The 18,305-nt window shown below is 41.8% G+C and carries 13 protein-coding genes; 4 read left to right on the forward strand and 9 right to left on the reverse strand.

Going from position 1 to position 18,305, the window contains the following annotated elements:
* Window positions 1-109: 109 nt before the first annotated feature.
* Both ANSO36C_RS08415 and ANSO36C_RS08420 read right to left on the reverse strand, forming a co-directional pair.
* On the reverse strand, window positions 110-823 hold the full coding sequence (locus ANSO36C_RS08415; RefSeq protein WP_251959156.1) for a conjugal transfer protein TrbI: 714 nt from the start codon (window positions 821-823) through the stop codon (window positions 110-112).
* 384 nt (window positions 824-1,207) lie between these two features.
* Entirely contained in the window at window positions 1,208-1,375 is a 168-nt protein-coding gene (locus tag ANSO36C_RS08420) for a hypothetical protein (RefSeq protein WP_251959157.1), read from the reverse strand.
* 37 nt (window positions 1,376-1,412) lie between these two features.
* On the opposite strand from ANSO36C_RS08420, the gene ANSO36C_RS08425 reads away from it, so the two are divergent.
* The 3 genes from ANSO36C_RS08425 to sbcC all read left to right on the forward strand — a co-directional run bounded on the left by ANSO36C_RS08425 (window position 1,413) and on the right by sbcC (window position 6,530).
* Window positions 1,413-2,594, forward strand: a complete 1,182-nt coding sequence (locus ANSO36C_RS08425; protein WP_251959158.1) for an XRE family transcriptional regulator — start codon at window positions 1,413-1,415, stop codon at window positions 2,592-2,594.
* Window positions 2,581-3,096 (forward strand): hypothetical protein, encoded by a 516-nt coding sequence (locus tag ANSO36C_RS08430; protein ID WP_251959159.1) that lies wholly within the window; start codon window positions 2,581-2,583, stop codon window positions 3,094-3,096. The genes ANSO36C_RS08425 and ANSO36C_RS08430 overlap by 14 nt, the downstream gene beginning before the upstream one ends.
* A 407-nt stretch (window positions 3,097-3,503) precedes the next feature.
* On the forward strand, window positions 3,504-6,530 hold the full coding sequence (sbcC, locus tag ANSO36C_RS08435; protein ID WP_251959160.1) for an exonuclease subunit SbcC: 3,027 nt from the start codon (window positions 3,504-3,506) through the stop codon (window positions 6,528-6,530).
* Here the strand turns inward: sbcC and ANSO36C_RS08440 are convergent.
* The 3 genes from ANSO36C_RS08440 to ANSO36C_RS08450 all read right to left on the reverse strand — a co-directional run bounded on the left by ANSO36C_RS08440 (window position 6,527) and on the right by ANSO36C_RS08450 (window position 10,582).
* Window positions 6,527-7,915, reverse strand: coding sequence for a peptidoglycan-binding protein (locus tag ANSO36C_RS08440; RefSeq protein WP_251959161.1), 1,389 nt, complete (start codon window positions 7,913-7,915; stop codon window positions 6,527-6,529). The two genes, sbcC and ANSO36C_RS08440, sit on opposite strands and share 4 nt — an antisense overlap.
* Before the next feature lie 250 nt (window positions 7,916-8,165).
* Window positions 8,166-8,708 (reverse strand): SH3 domain-containing protein, encoded by a 543-nt coding sequence (locus tag ANSO36C_RS08445; RefSeq protein WP_251959162.1) that lies wholly within the window; start codon window positions 8,706-8,708, stop codon window positions 8,166-8,168.
* A 362-nt stretch (window positions 8,709-9,070) separates the two neighbouring features.
* The gene (locus ANSO36C_RS08450) at window positions 9,071-10,582 is read right to left on the reverse strand and encodes an AAA family ATPase (protein ID WP_251959163.1); all 1,512 of its coding nucleotides are present in this window, start codon (window positions 10,580-10,582) and stop codon (window positions 9,071-9,073) included.
* Window positions 10,583-10,871: 289 nt separating this feature from the next.
* On the opposite strand from ANSO36C_RS08450, the gene ANSO36C_RS08455 reads away from it, so the two are divergent.
* Window positions 10,872-12,254, forward strand: a complete 1,383-nt coding sequence (locus tag ANSO36C_RS08455; protein ID WP_251959164.1) for a transposase — start codon at window positions 10,872-10,874, stop codon at window positions 12,252-12,254.
* 394 nt (window positions 12,255-12,648) lie between these two features.
* Here ANSO36C_RS08455 and ANSO36C_RS08460 read toward each other — a convergent pair whose 3' ends face one another.
* From ANSO36C_RS08460 to ANSO36C_RS08475, 4 genes are all read right to left on the reverse strand, one after another.
* Entirely contained in the window at window positions 12,649-13,422 is a 774-nt protein-coding gene (locus tag ANSO36C_RS08460; RefSeq protein WP_251959165.1) for a DUF4198 domain-containing protein, read from the reverse strand.
* A 656-nt stretch (window positions 13,423-14,078) separates the two neighbouring features.
* The gene (locus ANSO36C_RS08465; RefSeq protein ID WP_251959166.1) at window positions 14,079-16,241 is read right to left on the reverse strand and encodes a substrate-binding domain-containing protein; all 2,163 of its coding nucleotides are present in this window, start codon (window positions 16,239-16,241) and stop codon (window positions 14,079-14,081) included.
* Window positions 16,242-16,262: 21 nt separating this feature from the next.
* Window positions 16,263-17,168: a DUF1822 family protein gene (locus ANSO36C_RS08470; RefSeq protein WP_251959167.1), complete on the reverse strand. Its 906-nt coding sequence runs from the start codon at window positions 17,166-17,168 to the stop codon at window positions 16,263-16,265.
* Window positions 17,168-17,902, reverse strand: coding sequence for a helix-turn-helix domain-containing protein (locus tag ANSO36C_RS08475; protein WP_251959168.1), 735 nt, complete (start codon window positions 17,900-17,902; stop codon window positions 17,168-17,170). Before ANSO36C_RS08475 ends, ANSO36C_RS08470 begins: the two co-directional genes overlap by 1 nt.
* Between the last annotated feature and the right edge of the window lie 403 nt (window positions 17,903-18,305).

Raw genomic sequence — 18,305 nt, forward strand, 5'->3', positions numbered from 1 at the left:
CAGAAAAATACAATTTATAGAGAGAAAAATGAAGGCGATCGCACACTATAGTTAAAGTGGCGATCGCATATAAGGGATGATTAAATTCACAACTTGAATGAAATTAAATCTAGTAACGAGATGGTGGTACTAAATTCAAGTTAGAATTCAGTGTAAGCCTTAAATCCTGTGCAGGTCTGAGGACAAAAGCATTTCCTTCTTTTTTCCGCAACAGGATACTCGCACCTGCACCCGCAGCTCCACCGAGAACAGGTTTTAAATCGTCAACTCTGCGGTTCCCAGTAATTAGTGAACCTAAAAGACCAGCACCCGCACCAATAGCTGCATCAGTTAAAACCTGACCTGTGCTGGGCCCCTGTGAAACTTTTTGAGTTGTGGTATATGTGCGAGAAGTTGCATTAATCGACTGACGCTGACCATTAGAAAATTCTAATTCTTGCGCTACAAACCTTACGCCTTTTCCTTGGTTATCATCTGTATCTCTTGAATAACTATTTAAGTCAACAGATTCTAAACGTCCATTTACTTTAGTACCAGCAGGAATTAAGACATTTCTATTTCTGTCGATAATGTCGTTCGCTATTCTCAAGGTTATAGATTTACTTTCTCCAGGAGCAATAGTAATTGTCTCTTTTTCGTAGGTTACAGGAAAAGCGACTCCAGAAGGAATGGTAACGTTTCCGTATTGTCCAGTTCTGTTTTGATCAATTCTGTATTGAGCATTAGCAGGAGCCAAGCTGAATAGGGGGCTAATGACGGTTGTAGTAACTGCTATTGCCATAAGTGCAGCAGTTCCAGATTTCCATTGATATAGGCGTGTCATAAGAGGGTTGTCCTTTGTGTATGTGATGTATTTAATGACGAGGATTCACTGAGTTTGTTTCTGACTGTTTTGGAACCTGTCTATAGACGTATACAAGTACTTATTATGATGTGAAGTCTGTGCGATCGCGTGGGCATATTAAGGAATGATTTAGTATCTGCTATATGTGTATTTAAGATTGCTGCTTGCGCTGTTTAATCTTTGCGATCGGTAATAGTAAAGTATCTTCTATTTAAATGATAGTCTGGATTTTGAAGCTGAAGACAAACACAATAGAAGAAACTGAAGGAGTGGGCTACGAGCGTAACACCACCCCTCCAATAGACCAAAACTAATACCATTACCGAGTTGCGTTCAGTCTCCACACTGGACGCAATTTAGTATTTAGTCTTCCTTATGAACACCCTTAAAAGGTTCACCATTCTGCTTTACGTCCATAAACTGTCCGGTTTCAGCATTACGTTTTACCCATTGTTCGGTAACAGGGTTGTAAGTTTGGCTGCGTTTGTCCACAGCACCACGGCGATAACCGTTACCTGTATTCTTTGCCATATCTTTATCACCTCCTTAAGACTCATGTAAAAGCGCTTTGACATTTTCTGTTATAATTAAAGAAAGTAGTATCAACAACTTTGACACCTATAGCGATCGCTCTCAAGAATCAGCTATGAAAGAGATCATTGCTGCGAACCTGAACCGCTACCGTAAAAGTCTGGGCTTGTCTCAAGAGCAACTTGCAGAACAAGCTGGGGTAACTCGCCAGAGCATCAATAACTACGAGAACGCCAAAACTTTACCAGACAGCAAAATCCTCTCTGCTCTGGCGAGTGTTTTGGGCATTACACTCGATGACTTGCTACGCTCACTTGGTGTTGGACTACCCAACTTCCGGTTCCGCGCTCATGTTTCCTTTGACAAAAATGCCCAATTTGCAGCCCAAGTGCTACGAATGCTGCAAACTTATAACGCCCTAGAACAAGCCGTTGGCTTATCAACCTACACCCCAGAAAGTACACCTTGCCATCAAGTAGAAGGCAATGAAAAGCACATTCAGACAATAGCTTCTTTGTTTCGTCATCGCCTTGGCTTGGGAGACGCTCCCATTGCCAACCTGTTTCAGTCTGTAGAAGAAATCGGTTTAAAAGTTTTACGCTCCTCCGTTCCCATTAAAGGTTTCTTTGGTCTGAGTGCTTGTAGTGATATTGAAGGTGCTTTTGTTTTGGTAAATACCCATAACATCACCATTGAACGTCAATTGTTTACCCTTGCACATGAGATTGGACACCTAATCTTTCACCGTGTAGAGTACCAAGACACCCTGATTGAAGAAGGAACCAAAGAAGAAGAAAAAGCACGAGAAAAGGTAGCTGATTACTTTGCTAGTCATCTACTTGTGCCTCAAGCTGAATTTGAGCGGATGTACACACTTACCCAAGATATTGTCAAACTGAAACGGCATTTTCGGGTGAGTTACCTATTCATCTTGAATCGTTTAGCAGAAATGAAAATCATTGATTTTGCTAAAGAGAAAGTCAAAATATGTGCAATTTATAAAAAGCAACATGATGGTGCATCTTTGCAAAACTCAATGGAATTACCACCAGCACTACCTGTGGATGATTATCCAGAAAATGAACGTTATGAATTTCTAATTTGGCAGTCTTTAAAATTGGGCAAGATTTCAGAGATGAAAGCAGCAGAACTTCTCAACTTAACTGTTGAAAACCTGCGGGTGCTTCGTCAAGAAAATGAGGTTTATGCAGTCGCTTAACGGAACAATTCTTGACGCAACAGCACTCATTGATTTTCGCTGGCTGAACGAGTGGGGGTGGCTAAAACAGCACTACAGCCCGTTGTACATTGCCCAGGAACTTCTAGACTCAGATCAACTGGAACCCCCAACTCGCCAGGCTGCTAACCAATACTTAACACCTCTGACTCTTTCCACAGAAGAAATGTTTGTTAGTTTTCTAGAATTTAACGTTAGAGCGCCCCTTTTGAGTGTCGCGGATCGATCTACGATTGCCATTGCTCGTCATCAATTGCTGATTTGTGCTAGTGATGACGGGCTAGTTGTTGAAACCTGCAAGGCATACGGTGTTACCTACACTAGAACACTGCGATTATTGACTGAGATGGTAGAGACAGGACACAAAACAGTGATAGAGGTGACGGCAATGGCTGATTCATTAATCAAGGAGCGGGGTAAACACATTTCTCCCAGAGTTTTGGCAGATTGGACAACAAGTTTACGCAAGTATCCGACAAGCTAAAAAATAAAATTTATTTTCTGAAAATTTTCTATCAGTACATATATTGAATTGTTGATACCTCGGTCAAGGTTAAGCGATCGCAATTAGCCAATGACAAATTCGACAATAAAGATCCCCGACTTCTCTGATAAGTCAGGGATCTGTAACTTTGAATTCTCACAAATTAAATAAGAATGTTTTCTTCTCACTCAACGAAAAGAAATAACAAAAGTCTCCAGATGAGTTTTATTTTTATCCGAAGACAGTAAAAGTTTTTCACACAACAAGTAAAAATTGACTCATCATATTGTTAATTTTTGTAAAATTGATGTCTTCAAGACTAGAAACCTGATATCTAGATAGCTAAACTAACAAACAGTGCATCTGTACTGTTAATTATTAAAAGTAGATGTGGCGCTATAGCGTGAATGATCCCAGTACAACTCATCCTCAAAAACTTTCTCAGTTACCGTAATGCAACTTTAGATTTTGGCGGTTTGCATACGGCTTGTATTTGTGGTTCCAATGGTGCGGGTAAATCCTCCCTTTTAGAAGCAATCACTTGGGCTATTTGGGGTGAAAGCCGTGCCACTGCTGAAGATGATGTGATCTATTCTGGTGCGAAAGAAGTTCGGGTTGATTTTACTTTCCAAAGTAACCAGCAAAAATATCGGGTGATTCGTACTCGAATTCGGGGAGGTACTAGCGTTCTTGAATTTCAAATAGAAATCCCATCTGGGTTTCGCTCACTCACTGGCAAAGGGGTAAGAGCGACACAGGATTTGATTTTAGAACACATCAAGCTTGATTATGATACATTTATTAATTCTGCCTACTTACGTCAAGGTCGTGCAGATGAATTCATGCTCAAGCGTCCCACGGAACGCAAAGAAATTTTAGCGGAGTTGTTAAAACTCAATCAGTATGATGATTTGGAAGAACGAGCAAAAGAATCTTCTCGTCAATTCAAAGCAAGAGCAGTAGAGTTAGAGCGTTCTTTAGAGTCGATAAAAATTCAGCTGCAACAACGCGAGACAACGCAAGCGCAAAGAGTAGAGTTAGAAGCCGAACTCAACCAACTGCAACAGGTGCAAGCCTTTGATAATATTGAATTACAAAGTTTGCAAGTTGTCCAGCACCAGCGCCAAAATTGGGAACAACAACTTAATTTTGTAAAGCAGCAATACCAAAATCTTACCCAAGATTGCGATCGCCTCCAACAAGAACAATCAGCTATTGGCTCTCAGCTATCAGATTTAGAAAAAATATTACACCAAGAAGCTGAGATTAAAGCTGGATACGCCCAATATCAAAGTTTACAATCTCAAGAAGAAGCTTTTGCTGTCAAATTTGAAGAACACACCCGCGCTGGGCAGAATCGTCAACAAAAGCAACAACAACTTACCAAACAAATTCACGAAATCGAACGGCAACTGCAACAAGCCCAAGCGCAGCTAGAAGCTTTGCAGCAACAAGAGCGAGACATTCAGCAAACTCTGACTAAATCAGGTGAAGTAGAAGCGGCTTTGTCACAACTAGCCGCAGCCCGTCACCATGTTGCTCGTTTAGATCAACTGCAAATGCAAGTGACTCCCTTGTTGCAACAACGAGCAACTTTACAAAGCCAACTCGATCGCACTCATGCTGGTTTAGTAGCGCGGCTCGAACAACTCCAAAGTACTGAAAACCAATTGCAACGCCAGCACCGCCGCCAACCGCAACTGCAACAAGCGGTGATGGATGTGGCAATCCAAATTGAGGAACTGGAGAAAAAGCGGGTTTATCTACAACGAGTGCAGGAAAAAGGGCAAGAAAGGCGGCACTTTATCGAACGTCTACAAGCTCATCAACGGGACTATGAAAAACTGCTGGGAGAATTAGAGCAAAAATTGCTTATGCTTCAAAATCCTGAAGCACTTTGTCCATTATGTGAGCGTCCACTAGACGAACATCACTGGAGTCGAGTGGTGGAAAAAACCCAGGCTGAGTTAGAGGATACTCAAGGGCAGTTTTGGGTAGTGCGGGAACAAATGGCTGTGTCTGACAGAGAAATCCAGGTACTTAGGCAGGAATATCGGGAAATTTCCCAACAATTAGCAGGATATGATGGTTTACGCGAACAACGGGGACAGTTGGCAGCACAGTTAGAAGCGACAACTGATGTGCAACAACAGTTACAACAAATTGCTGCTGAAAAACAGCATTTAGAGCGATCGCTTCAAGCTGGTGATTACGCTCCCGATAAACAAGCCGAACTCCGGCAGCTAGACCAATATCTGCAACAAGTTAATTATAATGAACAAGACCACGCCCTCGCTCGGAGTGAAGTTGAGCGGTGGCGATGGGCAGAAATTAAACAAGGGCAAATTAAAGATGCAACTAAGCGACAAGCGCAACTATTAGCCCGAAAACCAGAATTACAATCCCAAATTGCTCAATTACAAGCCAGAATCCAGCAAGATCAGATTGATTCTGAATGTGCTAAACAAATCGCGGCTCTTGAGCGTCACATTACTGAAATTGGCTACAGTTCCGAGCAGCACAACAATCTGCGTATGGCTGCAAAGAAAGCTCAATCTTGGCATTTGCGGTATCAACAACTGCTATCAGCCCAGCAGCAGTATCCGCAACTCCAGACAAGATTGCAAGAGTTAGAGGAGTCTAGAAGCGCCAGATTAACCGAGCGGCAAAAACTCGGTGGACAAATCGAAAGTATTATCCAGCAATTACAAGCAACAGCTAACCCATCTGCCCAAATTCAAGCTTTAGAGCAGCAGTTAGCAATCCGCAGACGGCAACTTGATGAGCAAATTGCCAAGTTAGGGCGTTTAGAACAGCTGGCGCATCAACTGGAAACACTGCAAGTTCAATATGAACAACAGCAGCAGCAATTACAATCTTGCAAGCAGGAATATCGAGTTTATCAGGAATTAGCGCAAGCTTTTGGTAAAAATGGTATCCAAGCATTGATGATTGAGAATGTGTTGCCTCAACTGGAAGCTGAGACAAATCAACTACTTTCGCGGTTGAGTGGTAATCAGTTTCATGTACAATTTATTACTCAAAAAGCTGGGCGCAGTGCTAAATCAACCAAGAAAAATGCCAAGCTGATAGACACCCTAGATATTTTAATCGCCGATTCTAGAGGAACGCGATCTTATGAAACTTACTCTGGTGGAGAAGCCTTTAGAATTAACTTTGCCATCCGTTTGGCACTGGCGAAATTATTAGCGCAACGGGCGGGGGCGGCGTTGCAATTGTTGATTGTGGATGAAGGTTTTGGTACACAAGATGCGGAAGGATGCGATCGCTTGATTGCCGCGATTAATGCCATCTCCTCCGATTTCGCCTGCATCCTCACTGTCACCCACATGCCCCACCTCAAAGAAGCTTTCCAAGCCCGGATTGAGGTGAATAAAACTCAGGAAGGTTCGCAGTTGAGTTTGTCAATTTAATTAAATTTAACGCGTGCATCAAGACCTAATGAGCGAAGCTTTTTCGTTAGTGTTTCTGCTTGTGCGCGATCGCTAAATGCTCCAGCATTCACATAATCCCCTAGATTGGATTGCTCTGTGATAGCTTCGGGTATATATTGTTGCACTCTGCTCAGAGTATCATTATTGGAAATTGGAATTATTACTCTGTAAGGATTATTAGCAACTAATGTATTGCCATTGGCAACAGGTACTACATACTCATTATTAGGAGGCAATACATAGCGAGTATTCTGAATATAATTCCCCCCACTTGAGTTATTCAACCCTAAAGCTTCCCAAGTTTGCCGATCTACATTTCCATTAGAATTCAATCGAGAAGATTGTTGGAATGCAATTACAGATTGTCTGGTGTAATCATTGAAAAAGCCATCAGGATTGGTATTAGAGAAACCCAACTGCCACAAACGCTCTTGAACTAATCTGACATTCTCTCCCTGATCGCCTACAGTTAGATAATCTCTGCCTGATTGTGGAGTACCACCTGTGGAGGCTCTACGCACTGAGTCCAAAACTTGAGCATTGGCGATGCCATCAATAGGTAGGCCATAATTTCGCTGGAATGCAATTACAGCTTCTCTAGTCATTGGGCCAATATTCCCAGTGGCATCAGCATCTAAATAACCTAGCTGTCGCAAACGCACTTGTAGTTCTCTCACTTGTTGAGTAGAGAGACGTGAACTTGCTGAAGTCGGAGAGGAACCCATTAATGCATTCCAAGTTTGTCGATTCACAATCCCGGTAGCAGGTATGCGATAATTTCGCTGGAATGCAATTACAGCATCTTTAGTAATTCGTCCAAAATTTCCAGTGGGATTAGGATCAAAGTAGCCTAATTGCCGTAGACGCTGTTGCAATCTGGTGACGGCTGCACCAGTTTTGCCTTGAGAAAGAGTAGGGTACTGGCCAACAGGTGATGCCTGCGGTGAGATGCTCCTGGATATACCTTGACATGTTCGTTGCAAGGCTCGTTGAGTAGTAGCACCTACGACTCCATCAGCACTTATTCTATTGGCTTGCTGGAATTTGATCACAGCATTTTGAGTCAAGCTAGCAAACTTACCTGTCACCGGGCCGTTAAAGTAGCCTAATTTTTTTAAACACCTCTGGCTACTGCTAACTTCAGGCCCAGTACTTCCTATTTTCTGAAGTGCTAAAGCTTGCCCAGCTATACTCAGAAGCCCCGTAATCAGTGCCAGAGACAGAAGACGCATCGCCGCACCGCTAGATAACTTTTTCCAATTCAAAAATTTGAAATCAGCTACGGTAGGAACAACCTTGATACTTTCGGATGTCTCGCAGACTGAGGCGAGCTTGGTTAAATAGCTATCTACCCCTGTTTTCACTTGCTTTATTCAAGTTGTTATGGCTACAAAAAAGTATACCACTTTCTCTGTGTGATAATAAATTCTCGTATGATTCTTTACAAGGAATTGACTAGTCCTAATAGTAACGGAAATTGGGGACTGGGGAAGAGTAATACCCAGTACCTTTGAATTTGATGGGTTTTTGTCTATAAAAGTTGTAAATTTAGGGACATTTTATCAAGAAAATAACGGATGCTGGCTATTAGCAGCCTGCCTTGCATCTCGATTGTTATTGTTCTTGCTGTGGTTGCTCTGTATCCTCTGGTTTTTCATCAACTTTTTCAGTATTACCTGCTTTTACCCAACCTTCTTGTTCACTACCTTCCAAACGAATCTTTTGCCACGCTTTATCCTCGCTTTCTTCCAAAATAATAATTTTTTGATTAAAACCTACCCCACCAATACGTTCAGCTTCTTGATTTGGTTTTGCTCGCAAACTCAAGCCTTCAGCCCAATTAACACGTCCTCGATAAGCTCCCGATGGTAACGGCTTTGTTGATGGGGTAGCTTTAGGCGATACTGTCGGAGTAGAGGTTGAGCTTGGAGAAGATTTAGTATTTGCCCCAGGTGTAAGGGTGGTTTTAGTTCCTCCAGGCTCGGTTGCTTTTGGAGCTTGAGCTTTCACCGAGGGGCTATCATTGGAATAAACGGGTTTGGCAGGAGGTATGCCAGTGCGATTCATGAAATAGAGTGCAATTGCAGCGCCGCCACCTATTAACACAGCGATCGCTAAGAAAAACCCCAGTATAAACTTTGTTAAGCCAGACAACATAATTAAAACCTGATTATCAAGAATCAAACAATTTTGGATTTTAGATTTGCGATAGCAAGGAACGAGCGTATTTTAGTTCGACAGTTAAGGGTGAAGGGGAACCAGTCATCTCCGTATTTTCCCCATTGAGGGGAGTAGCGTTAAACTGGCTCTCCAGGGTTAAGAGTAGAGAAACAAGTAACCTTATTGTGTATAAGAAATCAATAGTCCATAATAATTCATCATTAACTATTGACTATGGATTTTTGACTAACTAATTATTGTAGCTACTGCTGAATAGACATCAACCGAATTTAAATATGCGTTATTCATAACCCTTGTAGAGACGTAGCAATGCTACATCTCTACTTTGTCTAATGCCTTCACGTACTGCGCCGGAGGCGATCGCTCAAAGGACTGTGTTTAGATGCTAAACGCGCTCTCCCCGCAGCAGCCCATTCTTGGAGTTGCTGAATTTGCTCTACGGCAGTTCGCGCCAAGGGGATGATCTGACTGGCTGCTTCTAAAATGTCGTCATTAGCAAAGTCTCGATTTTGGCTAAATCCAATATGCATCGCTTCAATTAAAGTTTGCTCAATCTCTGCCCCAGAAAAATCGGGTGTCTCATAAGCTAATCTGTCGATGTCATAACTTTTCAAGTTATGGGGGCGCAGTCGGGATAAATGAACATCATAAATTGCTTTTCTCTCTTCTTGGGTAGGCAATCCCACAAAGAAAATTTCATCAAATCGCCCCTTACGCAACATTTCTGGCGGTAAAGCTTGGATGTCGTTAGCGGTGGCGACGACAAATACGGGTGAGCTTTTTTCAGCTAGCCAAGTAATAAAAGTACCAAACACACGGCTGGCTGTTCCGGCATCACCTTTGCTACCAAGTCCAGCAAAGGCTTTATCTATTTCATCAATCCACAAAATACAGGGGGCAAGGGCTTCAGCTACTTGGATCATTTGCCGAGTCCGAGATTCTGATTCACCCACCAAACCACCAAATAACCTTCCCACATCCAGACGTAGCAAGGGTAAATGCCAGTGATGAGCGATCGCTTTTGCTGTTAACGATTTACCAGTTCCTTGAATACCCACCAACATTAAACCACGGGGGTGCGGTAATCCGTACTGTCGCGCCTTATCAGTAAATGAGCCTCCCCGACGAATTAGCCAGTCTTTCAAGTTATCCAGTCCGCCGATATCAGAAATTTGCTCCGTGGCGGGGTAGAAGTCCAAAATTTGGGTTTGGCGGATAGTTTGGCGCTTTTCTTCCAAAACGAGATCCACGTCTTCTGGTCGCAATTCTCCGTGGGTAGCGATCGCCTTTGCCAAAACCCGCCGAATCCGTTCCATCGAAAGTCCTTGACAAGATAGCACCAAATCATCTAAAACTTTGCCAGAAAGTGAGTTACCAGTACTTTGTAGCAAGCGTTCCACCTCAGTTTTAATTTCTGCGGCGGCAGGTAAGGGAAACTCCACGACTGTCAAAACTTCGGTTAAATCGTCAGGGATGGCGATACGTGGTGATAGTAGGACAATATTTTTTGGTTGCGACTTGAGGAGTCGTGATAGGTTGCGGAGTTTGCGTGCGATCGCAACATCATCTAAAAAGCGATGATAATCTCGTAAAATCAATACCGCAGGTGCGGAAGCTGGTAATTTTTCGATAAATTCTAAAGCTTGCAATGGGTTACGTCGCCCAAACCCCACATCATTGGGGTTCCCCTGGTAGCCATCGACAAAATCCCAAGTATACACTGGGCGATTACCCTGGTTGGTTGCTTCTTCCCGGATAGCTGCTTCTACCCGTTCTTCTTCATAAGTGGGAATATAAATCAAGGGGTAGCGGGCACGTAGCAGCAGTTTAAACTCTTCACGAAAGTTCATATATAGCTGTGGTTATTACTTATTCTCTCATTGTTCAGCAAAATATTAGGCGAATAGAATTCACTGCTACACAAACAAAGTCCACCTCCGTGGACTAACTAAAAATTAAGATTTTTATAATACACTAGGACTTACGCGTTGACAAAAAGAATGATCTATGTGTCTAGATAATGCCATCACTGCTAAGGTTTGCAAAAATATGCTCACGTATCAGCCCTTTCAATATTGACAAATAGTACACTATGTGAGTTTTCTAAGAAGGTAAGACTAAAACAGCACTGAAGCGCTTATGCTATCTCCCGTATTTGATGCTTTTGTAGAAGCCAGCCCCGTGAGTGTAATGATGCGAGTCCTGATGGAGAACATTTTTAACTCCTGGCGGATGAATCAGATTTTTGAGACTGCAAGCGTTCGTCAATACTCTCAAGAGTTACTGTTTTCGAGTCTGGTGGATTTGATGAGTTTGGTGGTGTGTGGGATGTATCCATCGGTTCATGCAGCCTATCAGAAGAAGGCAGTGGAGGTAAGTGTCAGTGCAACAGCGTTATACAACAAACTGCAACGGATTGAACTTCCTGTAAGTCGAGCATTAGTCCATGAGACAGCATCCGATCTCCAGGAGTTGCTCCACCTATTGAATGTGGAACGCCCCAGTCCTTTAGGAAAACAATATCGGCTGCGGATTGTAGATGGCAGTTGTTTAGCCGGAACCGAACGCCGACTAGCAGCACTGCGCCCTCATGCAGCCAAACCATTACCCGGAAAAACAATTGCCATTCTCGACCCAGGGACAAAACTAGTGGTTGATGTGATTCCCTGTGAAGACGGTCATTCCCAAGAACGCTCCAAGTTTCATCAGGTTTTGGCACAAGTGCAACCCCAACAGGTATGGATTGCAGACCGCAACTTTTGTACCGCAGGATTTCTCCATACTATTGCGAAACTGGGAGCGTTTTTTGTGATTCGTCAACATGGGGGTTTAGGATACGAGCCTGTTGGTGAGTTACAACCTGTTGGGTTGTGCCAAGCAGGAACTGTGTTTGAACAAAAGGTGGAAATTGTCCATGAGGGAGGGACTTTTCAGTGTCGCCGTATTGTCATCAAGTTAACTCGTCCCACCCGTGACCAAGAGTGGGAAATTGCCATTTTCACCAACTTACCACCCACTAACGCCGACGGTGTTCTGGTGGCAGAACTCTATCAAGGGCGATGGAGTGTGGAAACTTTATTCCAAACCGTGACCCAAAACTTTCACGGAGAGATTGAAACCTTAGCTTATCCTAAAGCTGCCTTATTCTCCTATTGTATGGCACTGTCAGCCTACAACCTTTTAGCGACAATTAAAGCAGTTCTTGGCAGTGTACATGGGGTAGACAAAATCGACGCTGGGCTATCGGATTTTTACTTGGTAGATGACATTCACGGCATCTATCGGGGCATGATGATTGCGATTCCTCCGCAACATTGGCAATGTTTTGAGGATTTTACCGACATTCAAATGGTAGACGTTCTCCAACATCTAGCAACCAAAGTACATCTCAAATCCTTTCGTAAGCATCCCAGAAGTCCCAAAAAGAAGCGACCACCACTCTCCGTTGATGGCAAACATCCCCACTGTTCCACTACTCGAAAGCTCAAGCAATACAAAGCCACTCTTGATGCCATTCCGTAAAGCAAAACCATAAAATATGTTATTTGTCAATATTGAGAGGGCTGGATAAAGATATGTGCAACTTCACATTAAATTGGTATTAGATCACTTTCTTAGCTATATCAATTGCTGCGGCTGAAAAATACAGCAGCTATAAAAATTAAGCCTAAAAGTGCTAGAGGAACCCAGAGATTAGGTAAATCCGACAAACTCATAAAGGACTTCCAAATAAGTTCAAGTGTGTGAGGCAATACAGTTCATTCAGTTAAGAAAAATAGTAGGTCGGCTTGAGGAACGAAACCCAACATTATCAAGGCTTTGTTGGGTAATACTAAATGACTTTCAAGACAGTCGCTACGCAAATTTATTTTTCTGGCTTAACTGAACCGTATTGAGACTAATTTGTTATTAAGCTTTAGGCGAAAAACCTTTTTTTGTATAATCCCAGTAATCCAACTACGCTAAGACCAAGTAATGCTGATGGGTCAGGTACAGAAGTTTTTTGTGCTGTAAAGCCAGTTTCGTAAGAAATACTAAGGTTGGTGGCTGAAGCAATTGTGTAACTAGCTTCTATTTGTTGTAATCCTTTATCACCAATAGGAACTAAATAAGTACCATTTTGATCACCTGTTAACTTTTTGCCCAAGTATTCTACTGTCACATCTGGAATTTGTTTTCCTTGATAAAGAACTTGAACTTTCAAGTTTTCTCCTGGTTTGACTGTAAGAGGATTCTGTAATGCGATGATTTCTAAAGGTAAGTTGAATGGTTGAGCCAAAGTGTCAGACCAATCATAAAGAGCTTTAGTATACTTAAGATAATGACCTACATCTTGATATTGTCCAATTTCTTGCTCGGAAATACTTTGATATGCATCGCCTATCCTAGCATAATAGCCATTATCAAAAAAGCCAGTTAATGCAGCGATTTCACTATTAGAAGTTAGAGATAGCCCATCTTTTTTCTGATTGATATCAAACGGAAGTATTTGTCTATTAGAATCATAAGCTGTAGCTTGCTGAAATTTAGATGTCTGGTAAGGTTCAGGCCCGTCTTCTGGATGACCAAACAAGAGGTTATATTCTCCATTTTCATAGTCAAACCAAATAATATGTGCTGAAGCTGGTTGGATAAACAAAGGTAACATTGCCACTGCTAATAGCAACTCTTTCCATCTTTTGATCAGCATATAAATTTTCCTAAATCAGGTGTTAAATAATTAGAACCATAATATTTAATAACTTACAATCCCCCCGTCAGGGATATTTATGATTAAGGATAGGAGCTTTTTTATTTATTAATAAAAAGCAAACTTTTTTTGTTAGCTGAAATACAAAATGTACTTCCAAAGAAATACTTCGGTTAGGGGATTGGCTTTTTAGCATAAATAGGGTATGTAAAAAGCTATGGCAGGATGTAGCAATCCTATTTAAAAACTTTAAGTAAATTCTGAATCAGTTGTAAGAAAATATAATGTAACTTTTACAACTAAATATTATATGTAGAGTTTCAGGTTGACGATCGCTATTGCTGTCTCCTTTTGTTTGACCTCAAAAAAAAATTAGAATATATCAGTTAAAACTATATATAAACACTTAGGGAACTCCAAAAAATTATTCCACTTAAAGTCGTTGACTGTTGACTGAAAACTCATGAACCGTCAACACAATTCGCAATTCGCAATTCGCAATTCGCAATTAATGCCCCAGGATTTATCCGGGGGCTTGAACCCTGCATTGTTTAAAACTTATCTATCCATAAATGAATTTAGGGGCTTGTACCATCAAGGAAGAATTGGTCAACAGTGAACAATAGCAATGGAATATTTTTTTACTTGGAACTCCCTTAACGGATACGCACAAATCCAGCTTCATTCATCAGTTTTTGTCCCTGATTTGTTAATAGCATATTGGCGTATGCCTCGCCCGCTTTTTGTTCTAGACTGCCATTATTCTGCCTGATTATGACAAACATCTGACGTGTAATTGGATACTCACCTGTTTTGAAAGCATCAATGTTTAACTTATTGCGTTGATTTGGACATTGAGCTGGTTTAATCAAAGGTTTGATGTAAGGAGTGACAAAACTGTACCCTTGTCTGGCGATTGGCAGTGCCTTAATCTTACATTGGGGGACGACTTCAGGAGCCGAAGCGTAGTAAATGCCACCGCGATCGCTTGCTAATTTTCTCAGTCCATCGGTTGTGTCGTAGACGTATACTACATTACTTCCAATTTTCTCTCCACTGAGGACGTTGTTAGCAAAGAACTCTACAGTGCCTCCATCTTCAAAGCGACGGGAGTATGCAGTAATTTTTAGGTTAGCCCCGCCAACCTGATTCCAGTTAGTTATTTTACCAGTGTAAATATCTTTAATTTGTCCTAAGGTTAGCCCTGGAATTTGCAGATCGGGGTGAACAGCGATCGCTAATCCTTCTAAAACCACTGGAATTTGTTTGAGGCTAAATCCCCGTTGTTGAGCTTGTTGAAACTCTCTGTCTGCGATCGGGCGGGAGGATTGAGAAAAGGTCAGTTGTCCTTCCAATAACATCCGAATTCCCGTACCTGAACCTGGTGTAGCATTAATCGCATCGGTATAGCGTAATTCAAACTGCGGATGGGCTTTTTTGATTTCCGGATCTACATATTGCCGAACTGTTGCCCAAGATGTGCTACCACCATAAAACCATGTTCCTTCGGGGGCAGTTACGGAACTAAAATTGGAGTTGATTTTTGTCTCAACTAAATTGGCTTTTGTCCCAAATAAATTGTCTTTTGTCCCAACTAAATAGCCTACACCACTACTGACAATCACGCCCACCAAACCAATTAATAACCACGGTTTGATATTTTTCTTTGGTTTATAAGTTGAATCCTCTAGCTTGATGGGAGTTACCTTTGGCGGAGAACTTTCGCGCAATCCTTGCCAAGTCAACGGTTCAACATTGGCTTCAATACAAATTGTTGGCAACCAAATTGCACCTGGATAATCAGACTTAAAATGTTCTAGGCGTTTTCGCGCTTTTTTAACAGAAGTAAACAGTGACTTATTATTATGAGTAAATTCTTGGAAGAAATATCTTAAAAAATCTACTGCTACGGGATCAGGCACGGGTTCGCGCATGACAATAACTTGAGGTAAATGTAATTGGGCCATTTGGTTAGCTAATCCCAAACCATCACAAGAATTAAAAATTGCTAACTGTAATCCTTTATCAATAGCTTGTTTCAAAGCTTCTTTAAATTCTTCAATAGTCAAACTATCTTGCTCGTTAAGTTCAATCCAACCAATCTGCCCATCTTCTTGACTCCCACTGTGTCCTGTAAAAACGAAAATATGGTAGCCTTGTTCATCCCAAAGTGCTTCGCACAACTCCTTGCGGCTAGGTTTAATTAAACAGTGTACTTCTACCCCATCTGTCTCTAAATCTTGAATTACCTTTAAGTCATCTTTTGTATTAATGCCGTCACTCCTGCCAACAGCAACTAAAATTCTGACTTTTATACTTTTAGGAACAAGCTTATTTATCTTCGGATTAAAACTTTTGGGCGCAGTTAGGGCAATTTCAGCATTGGGATAGTGTTCTTCAAATAAATTCCATTCTTGCCAAGGGAGGCGACGCAAGTCGATATCTTTGGCATCGATGATCACACGAATCTCATCATTTGCATGGTGCAATTGTTGTGCGATCGCAATTAATCTATCCCGGATTGGCCCCCACCTGCTATCGTAAGTATTTAACCATTGATTTAGCTCGTCTTTCACTGCTAAAGTGTGTGCCGCGTGAGAATGAATTATGACACTTTTGGGTGTGAGACGGAAGGTAGCACAAGAACGCACAGCCTCGATTTGGCGATATGCTGACTGCCATTCATTAAAGGATGATTCTAAATTTAGTGGTAATGGAGGTAAAAACCCTTCTGTTTCTTCATCCAAGCTTTTCGCTGTTAAAATTACCAGAAATCCATCTGGTGAATTGCGTCTTAGTTTCAACTTGACGGTCGCCATTACTGTCTCCTTTTGTTTGTTTTAAACAACAAACTCTTCCATCAGGCTTGTTTCCCCTAACACTATCTTGACACTGAATTTTTCCTCGTGCTGGCAGCTAAACTCTACTTGCATCCAGTCATCTGCATTTCTTGCTTGCACTTCCATGCCAGTGTTTCCATCTGCATCTAAGACAATCAGTTGTAAATCTGGGGGTAAATGAATCGCATCGTCGGCGGGATAAATTCGTAGGCGAATATCAAAAACTTCGCTATCTGTGGGTGTTAACTGCACTAATAAGAGTACTTGCCGAACCAAGTCAATCACTTTCGCCCGACTGATAGAGTTAGTCGCAGGGCGAGTCATTGTACTACTGCTTCTAAAATTGTTAGCAAATACTAACTCTGGGGCTTGCCAATGTGACTCGAAGATTCCCATAACCCATTGACGCAGATTTATTAATAGCCTCCGCTTATGTATAATCTCAATCAGAGCATCAAAAGATTGCAGTTGGACTATTTCAAATATTGCTGGTGATTCAGTCATCTCCCTTGCCGGAAGAAATCCTAACAATTCTACATAATCTAATTGCTCACTAAACTGAACTCCTACATAACCAATCCGGTCTTGTGTAATGGTTGCAGGTAAGACTATAGCAACCTCACCCGGTAACACTGGACGGCATTCAAGCTTACCAACCCCCGGCAATACTAAGTCAGCAACATCAAAAATTGCCCTTAGACTGCGATGCCAGCTATCGCCTTGATTCAGCGCTGTCTCAACATTTAGCCATTTGAGATAACTGTGAACCGCATAAACAGCTAGAGTATTGAGATAAACTTGTTTGCCTTTTTGGAGACTATCTTGCTGGGCGGCAAATTCCTCAGCCCAACGGTGGGCATTTTTGGGGAGAGGGACGCTTAAAGTAGATGATTGTGTGTTGGTCATTAGTCAGATCCGAAATTCATACCAATATCTTTTAACAGGGGAAGGCAATTTTTCTTCCAGTGGGAGTAAAGAGTTTGATTACTTATATTTAACTCTCTAGCAATATCAGCGATTTTATGAGGTGGTTGTTTTAGAAGTAACCGCATTGTCAATAAGTGACAATGGCATTCAGGATTTTTACGCGGATGACTGGCTTTTAATTTACCTTCTTGATCTTGCTCAATATATTGCCAGATGCGTTGACCAAGGCATTGGCGCTCAACTTCCTGGATTTGGGCAATTTTGATATCCAGCAAATCTAAAGAAATACTTTCTGACTGACGGTCTGGCAAGATATTTAGTAGGGTTGTTTCGTCACCCTCATCGTTACGGGTAAGTCTGTCTAAACTTATGATATAATTACTATCTGCTATATACAAATCTTTAATGCGCCATTTAAGATAGCCATTAATCCAAGTTACTAGGCTTTGTTGGAAGGAAGGCGATACTCCTTCCCTTCGGGACGCTACGCGAACGGAGTCACTTGGTGAACGCACTTCAAACTCGCAAATCTTCCGGCTCATCCATTCCCAAGTTTGATTTAAGGCTTCTAAATAGTCTTGGTGTCCTGACTTATAAATGCCAGGGAGTTGTTGAATAAGCATAAGCAGTCTATTTAAGGCTTTTTGCCTCTCTGGACTGGGGTCTGGGTAGCAGCATACATCATCAATCAGTTTTTTCAGTTGTTCATCCACAAGGATTATTCTCCCAAGCTGCTGTGCCTGTTAATTACCTGAAAGACAATAAAGCTTTTGCAGCTTGAGTTTACCTGATTTTTAATTCACTTATTACCTTTAAATGTTGTAGATATCAAAAAGTTTTTATTACTCTTGCTAGAGAAAATTTATCAGCGATCGCCCCAAGTAAAACTAAAACCCAAAAACCTCTTATATTTCGTCATTGCGTTGGCGTAAGCCTTCCCGCAGAGTACGAAGTGTTCGCGGAGCGTCTCTAAAAGTTGCAATCGCAAAGACTGAGATTGCCACGCTTCACTTCTCTACGAGACGCTACCGCGAACGTTCCGTACCCTGCGGGAAGGCTTACGCCAACGCAATGACATCTTATATTTAATTGCGTATACTTAACTGATTTCTATAG

The organism is Nostoc cf. commune SO-36 (assembly GCF_023734775.1).
GTDB lineage: Bacteria > Cyanobacteriota > Cyanobacteriia > Cyanobacteriales > Nostocaceae > Nostoc > Nostoc commune_A.

What these genes read in the sequence shown, in the direction of transcription:
- ANSO36C_RS08455 (WP_251959164.1), top strand. Translation starts at nt 10,872, where the DNA reads ATGCTATCTCCCGTATTTGATGCTTTTGTAGAAGCCAGCCCCGTGAGT.
- ANSO36C_RS08470 (WP_251959167.1), bottom strand. Translation starts at nt 17,168, where the DNA reads ATGACCAACACACAATCATCTACTTTAAGCGTCCCTCTCCCCAAAAAT.
- sbcC (WP_251959160.1), top strand. Translation starts at nt 3,504, where the DNA reads ATGATCCCAGTACAACTCATCCTCAAAAACTTTCTCAGTTACCGTAAT.
- ANSO36C_RS08430 (WP_251959159.1), top strand. Translation starts at nt 2,581, where the DNA reads ATGCAGTCGCTTAACGGAACAATTCTTGACGCAACAGCACTCATTGAT.
- ANSO36C_RS08445 (WP_251959162.1), bottom strand. Translation starts at nt 8,708, where the DNA reads ATGTTGTCTGGCTTAACAAAGTTTATACTGGGGTTTTTCTTAGCGATC.
- ANSO36C_RS08420 (WP_251959157.1), bottom strand. Translation starts at nt 1,375, where the DNA reads ATGGCAAAGAATACAGGTAACGGTTATCGCCGTGGTGCTGTGGACAAA.
- ANSO36C_RS08460 (WP_251959165.1), bottom strand. Translation starts at nt 13,422, where the DNA reads ATGCTGATCAAAAGATGGAAAGAGTTGCTATTAGCAGTGGCAATGTTA.
- ANSO36C_RS08415 (WP_251959156.1), bottom strand. Translation starts at nt 823, where the DNA reads ATGACACGCCTATATCAATGGAAATCTGGAACTGCTGCACTTATGGCA.
- ANSO36C_RS08450 (WP_251959163.1), bottom strand. Translation starts at nt 10,582, where the DNA reads ATGAACTTTCGTGAAGAGTTTAAACTGCTGCTACGTGCCCGCTACCCC.
- ANSO36C_RS08465 (WP_251959166.1), bottom strand. Translation starts at nt 16,241, where the DNA reads ATGGCGACCGTCAAGTTGAAACTAAGACGCAATTCACCAGATGGATTT.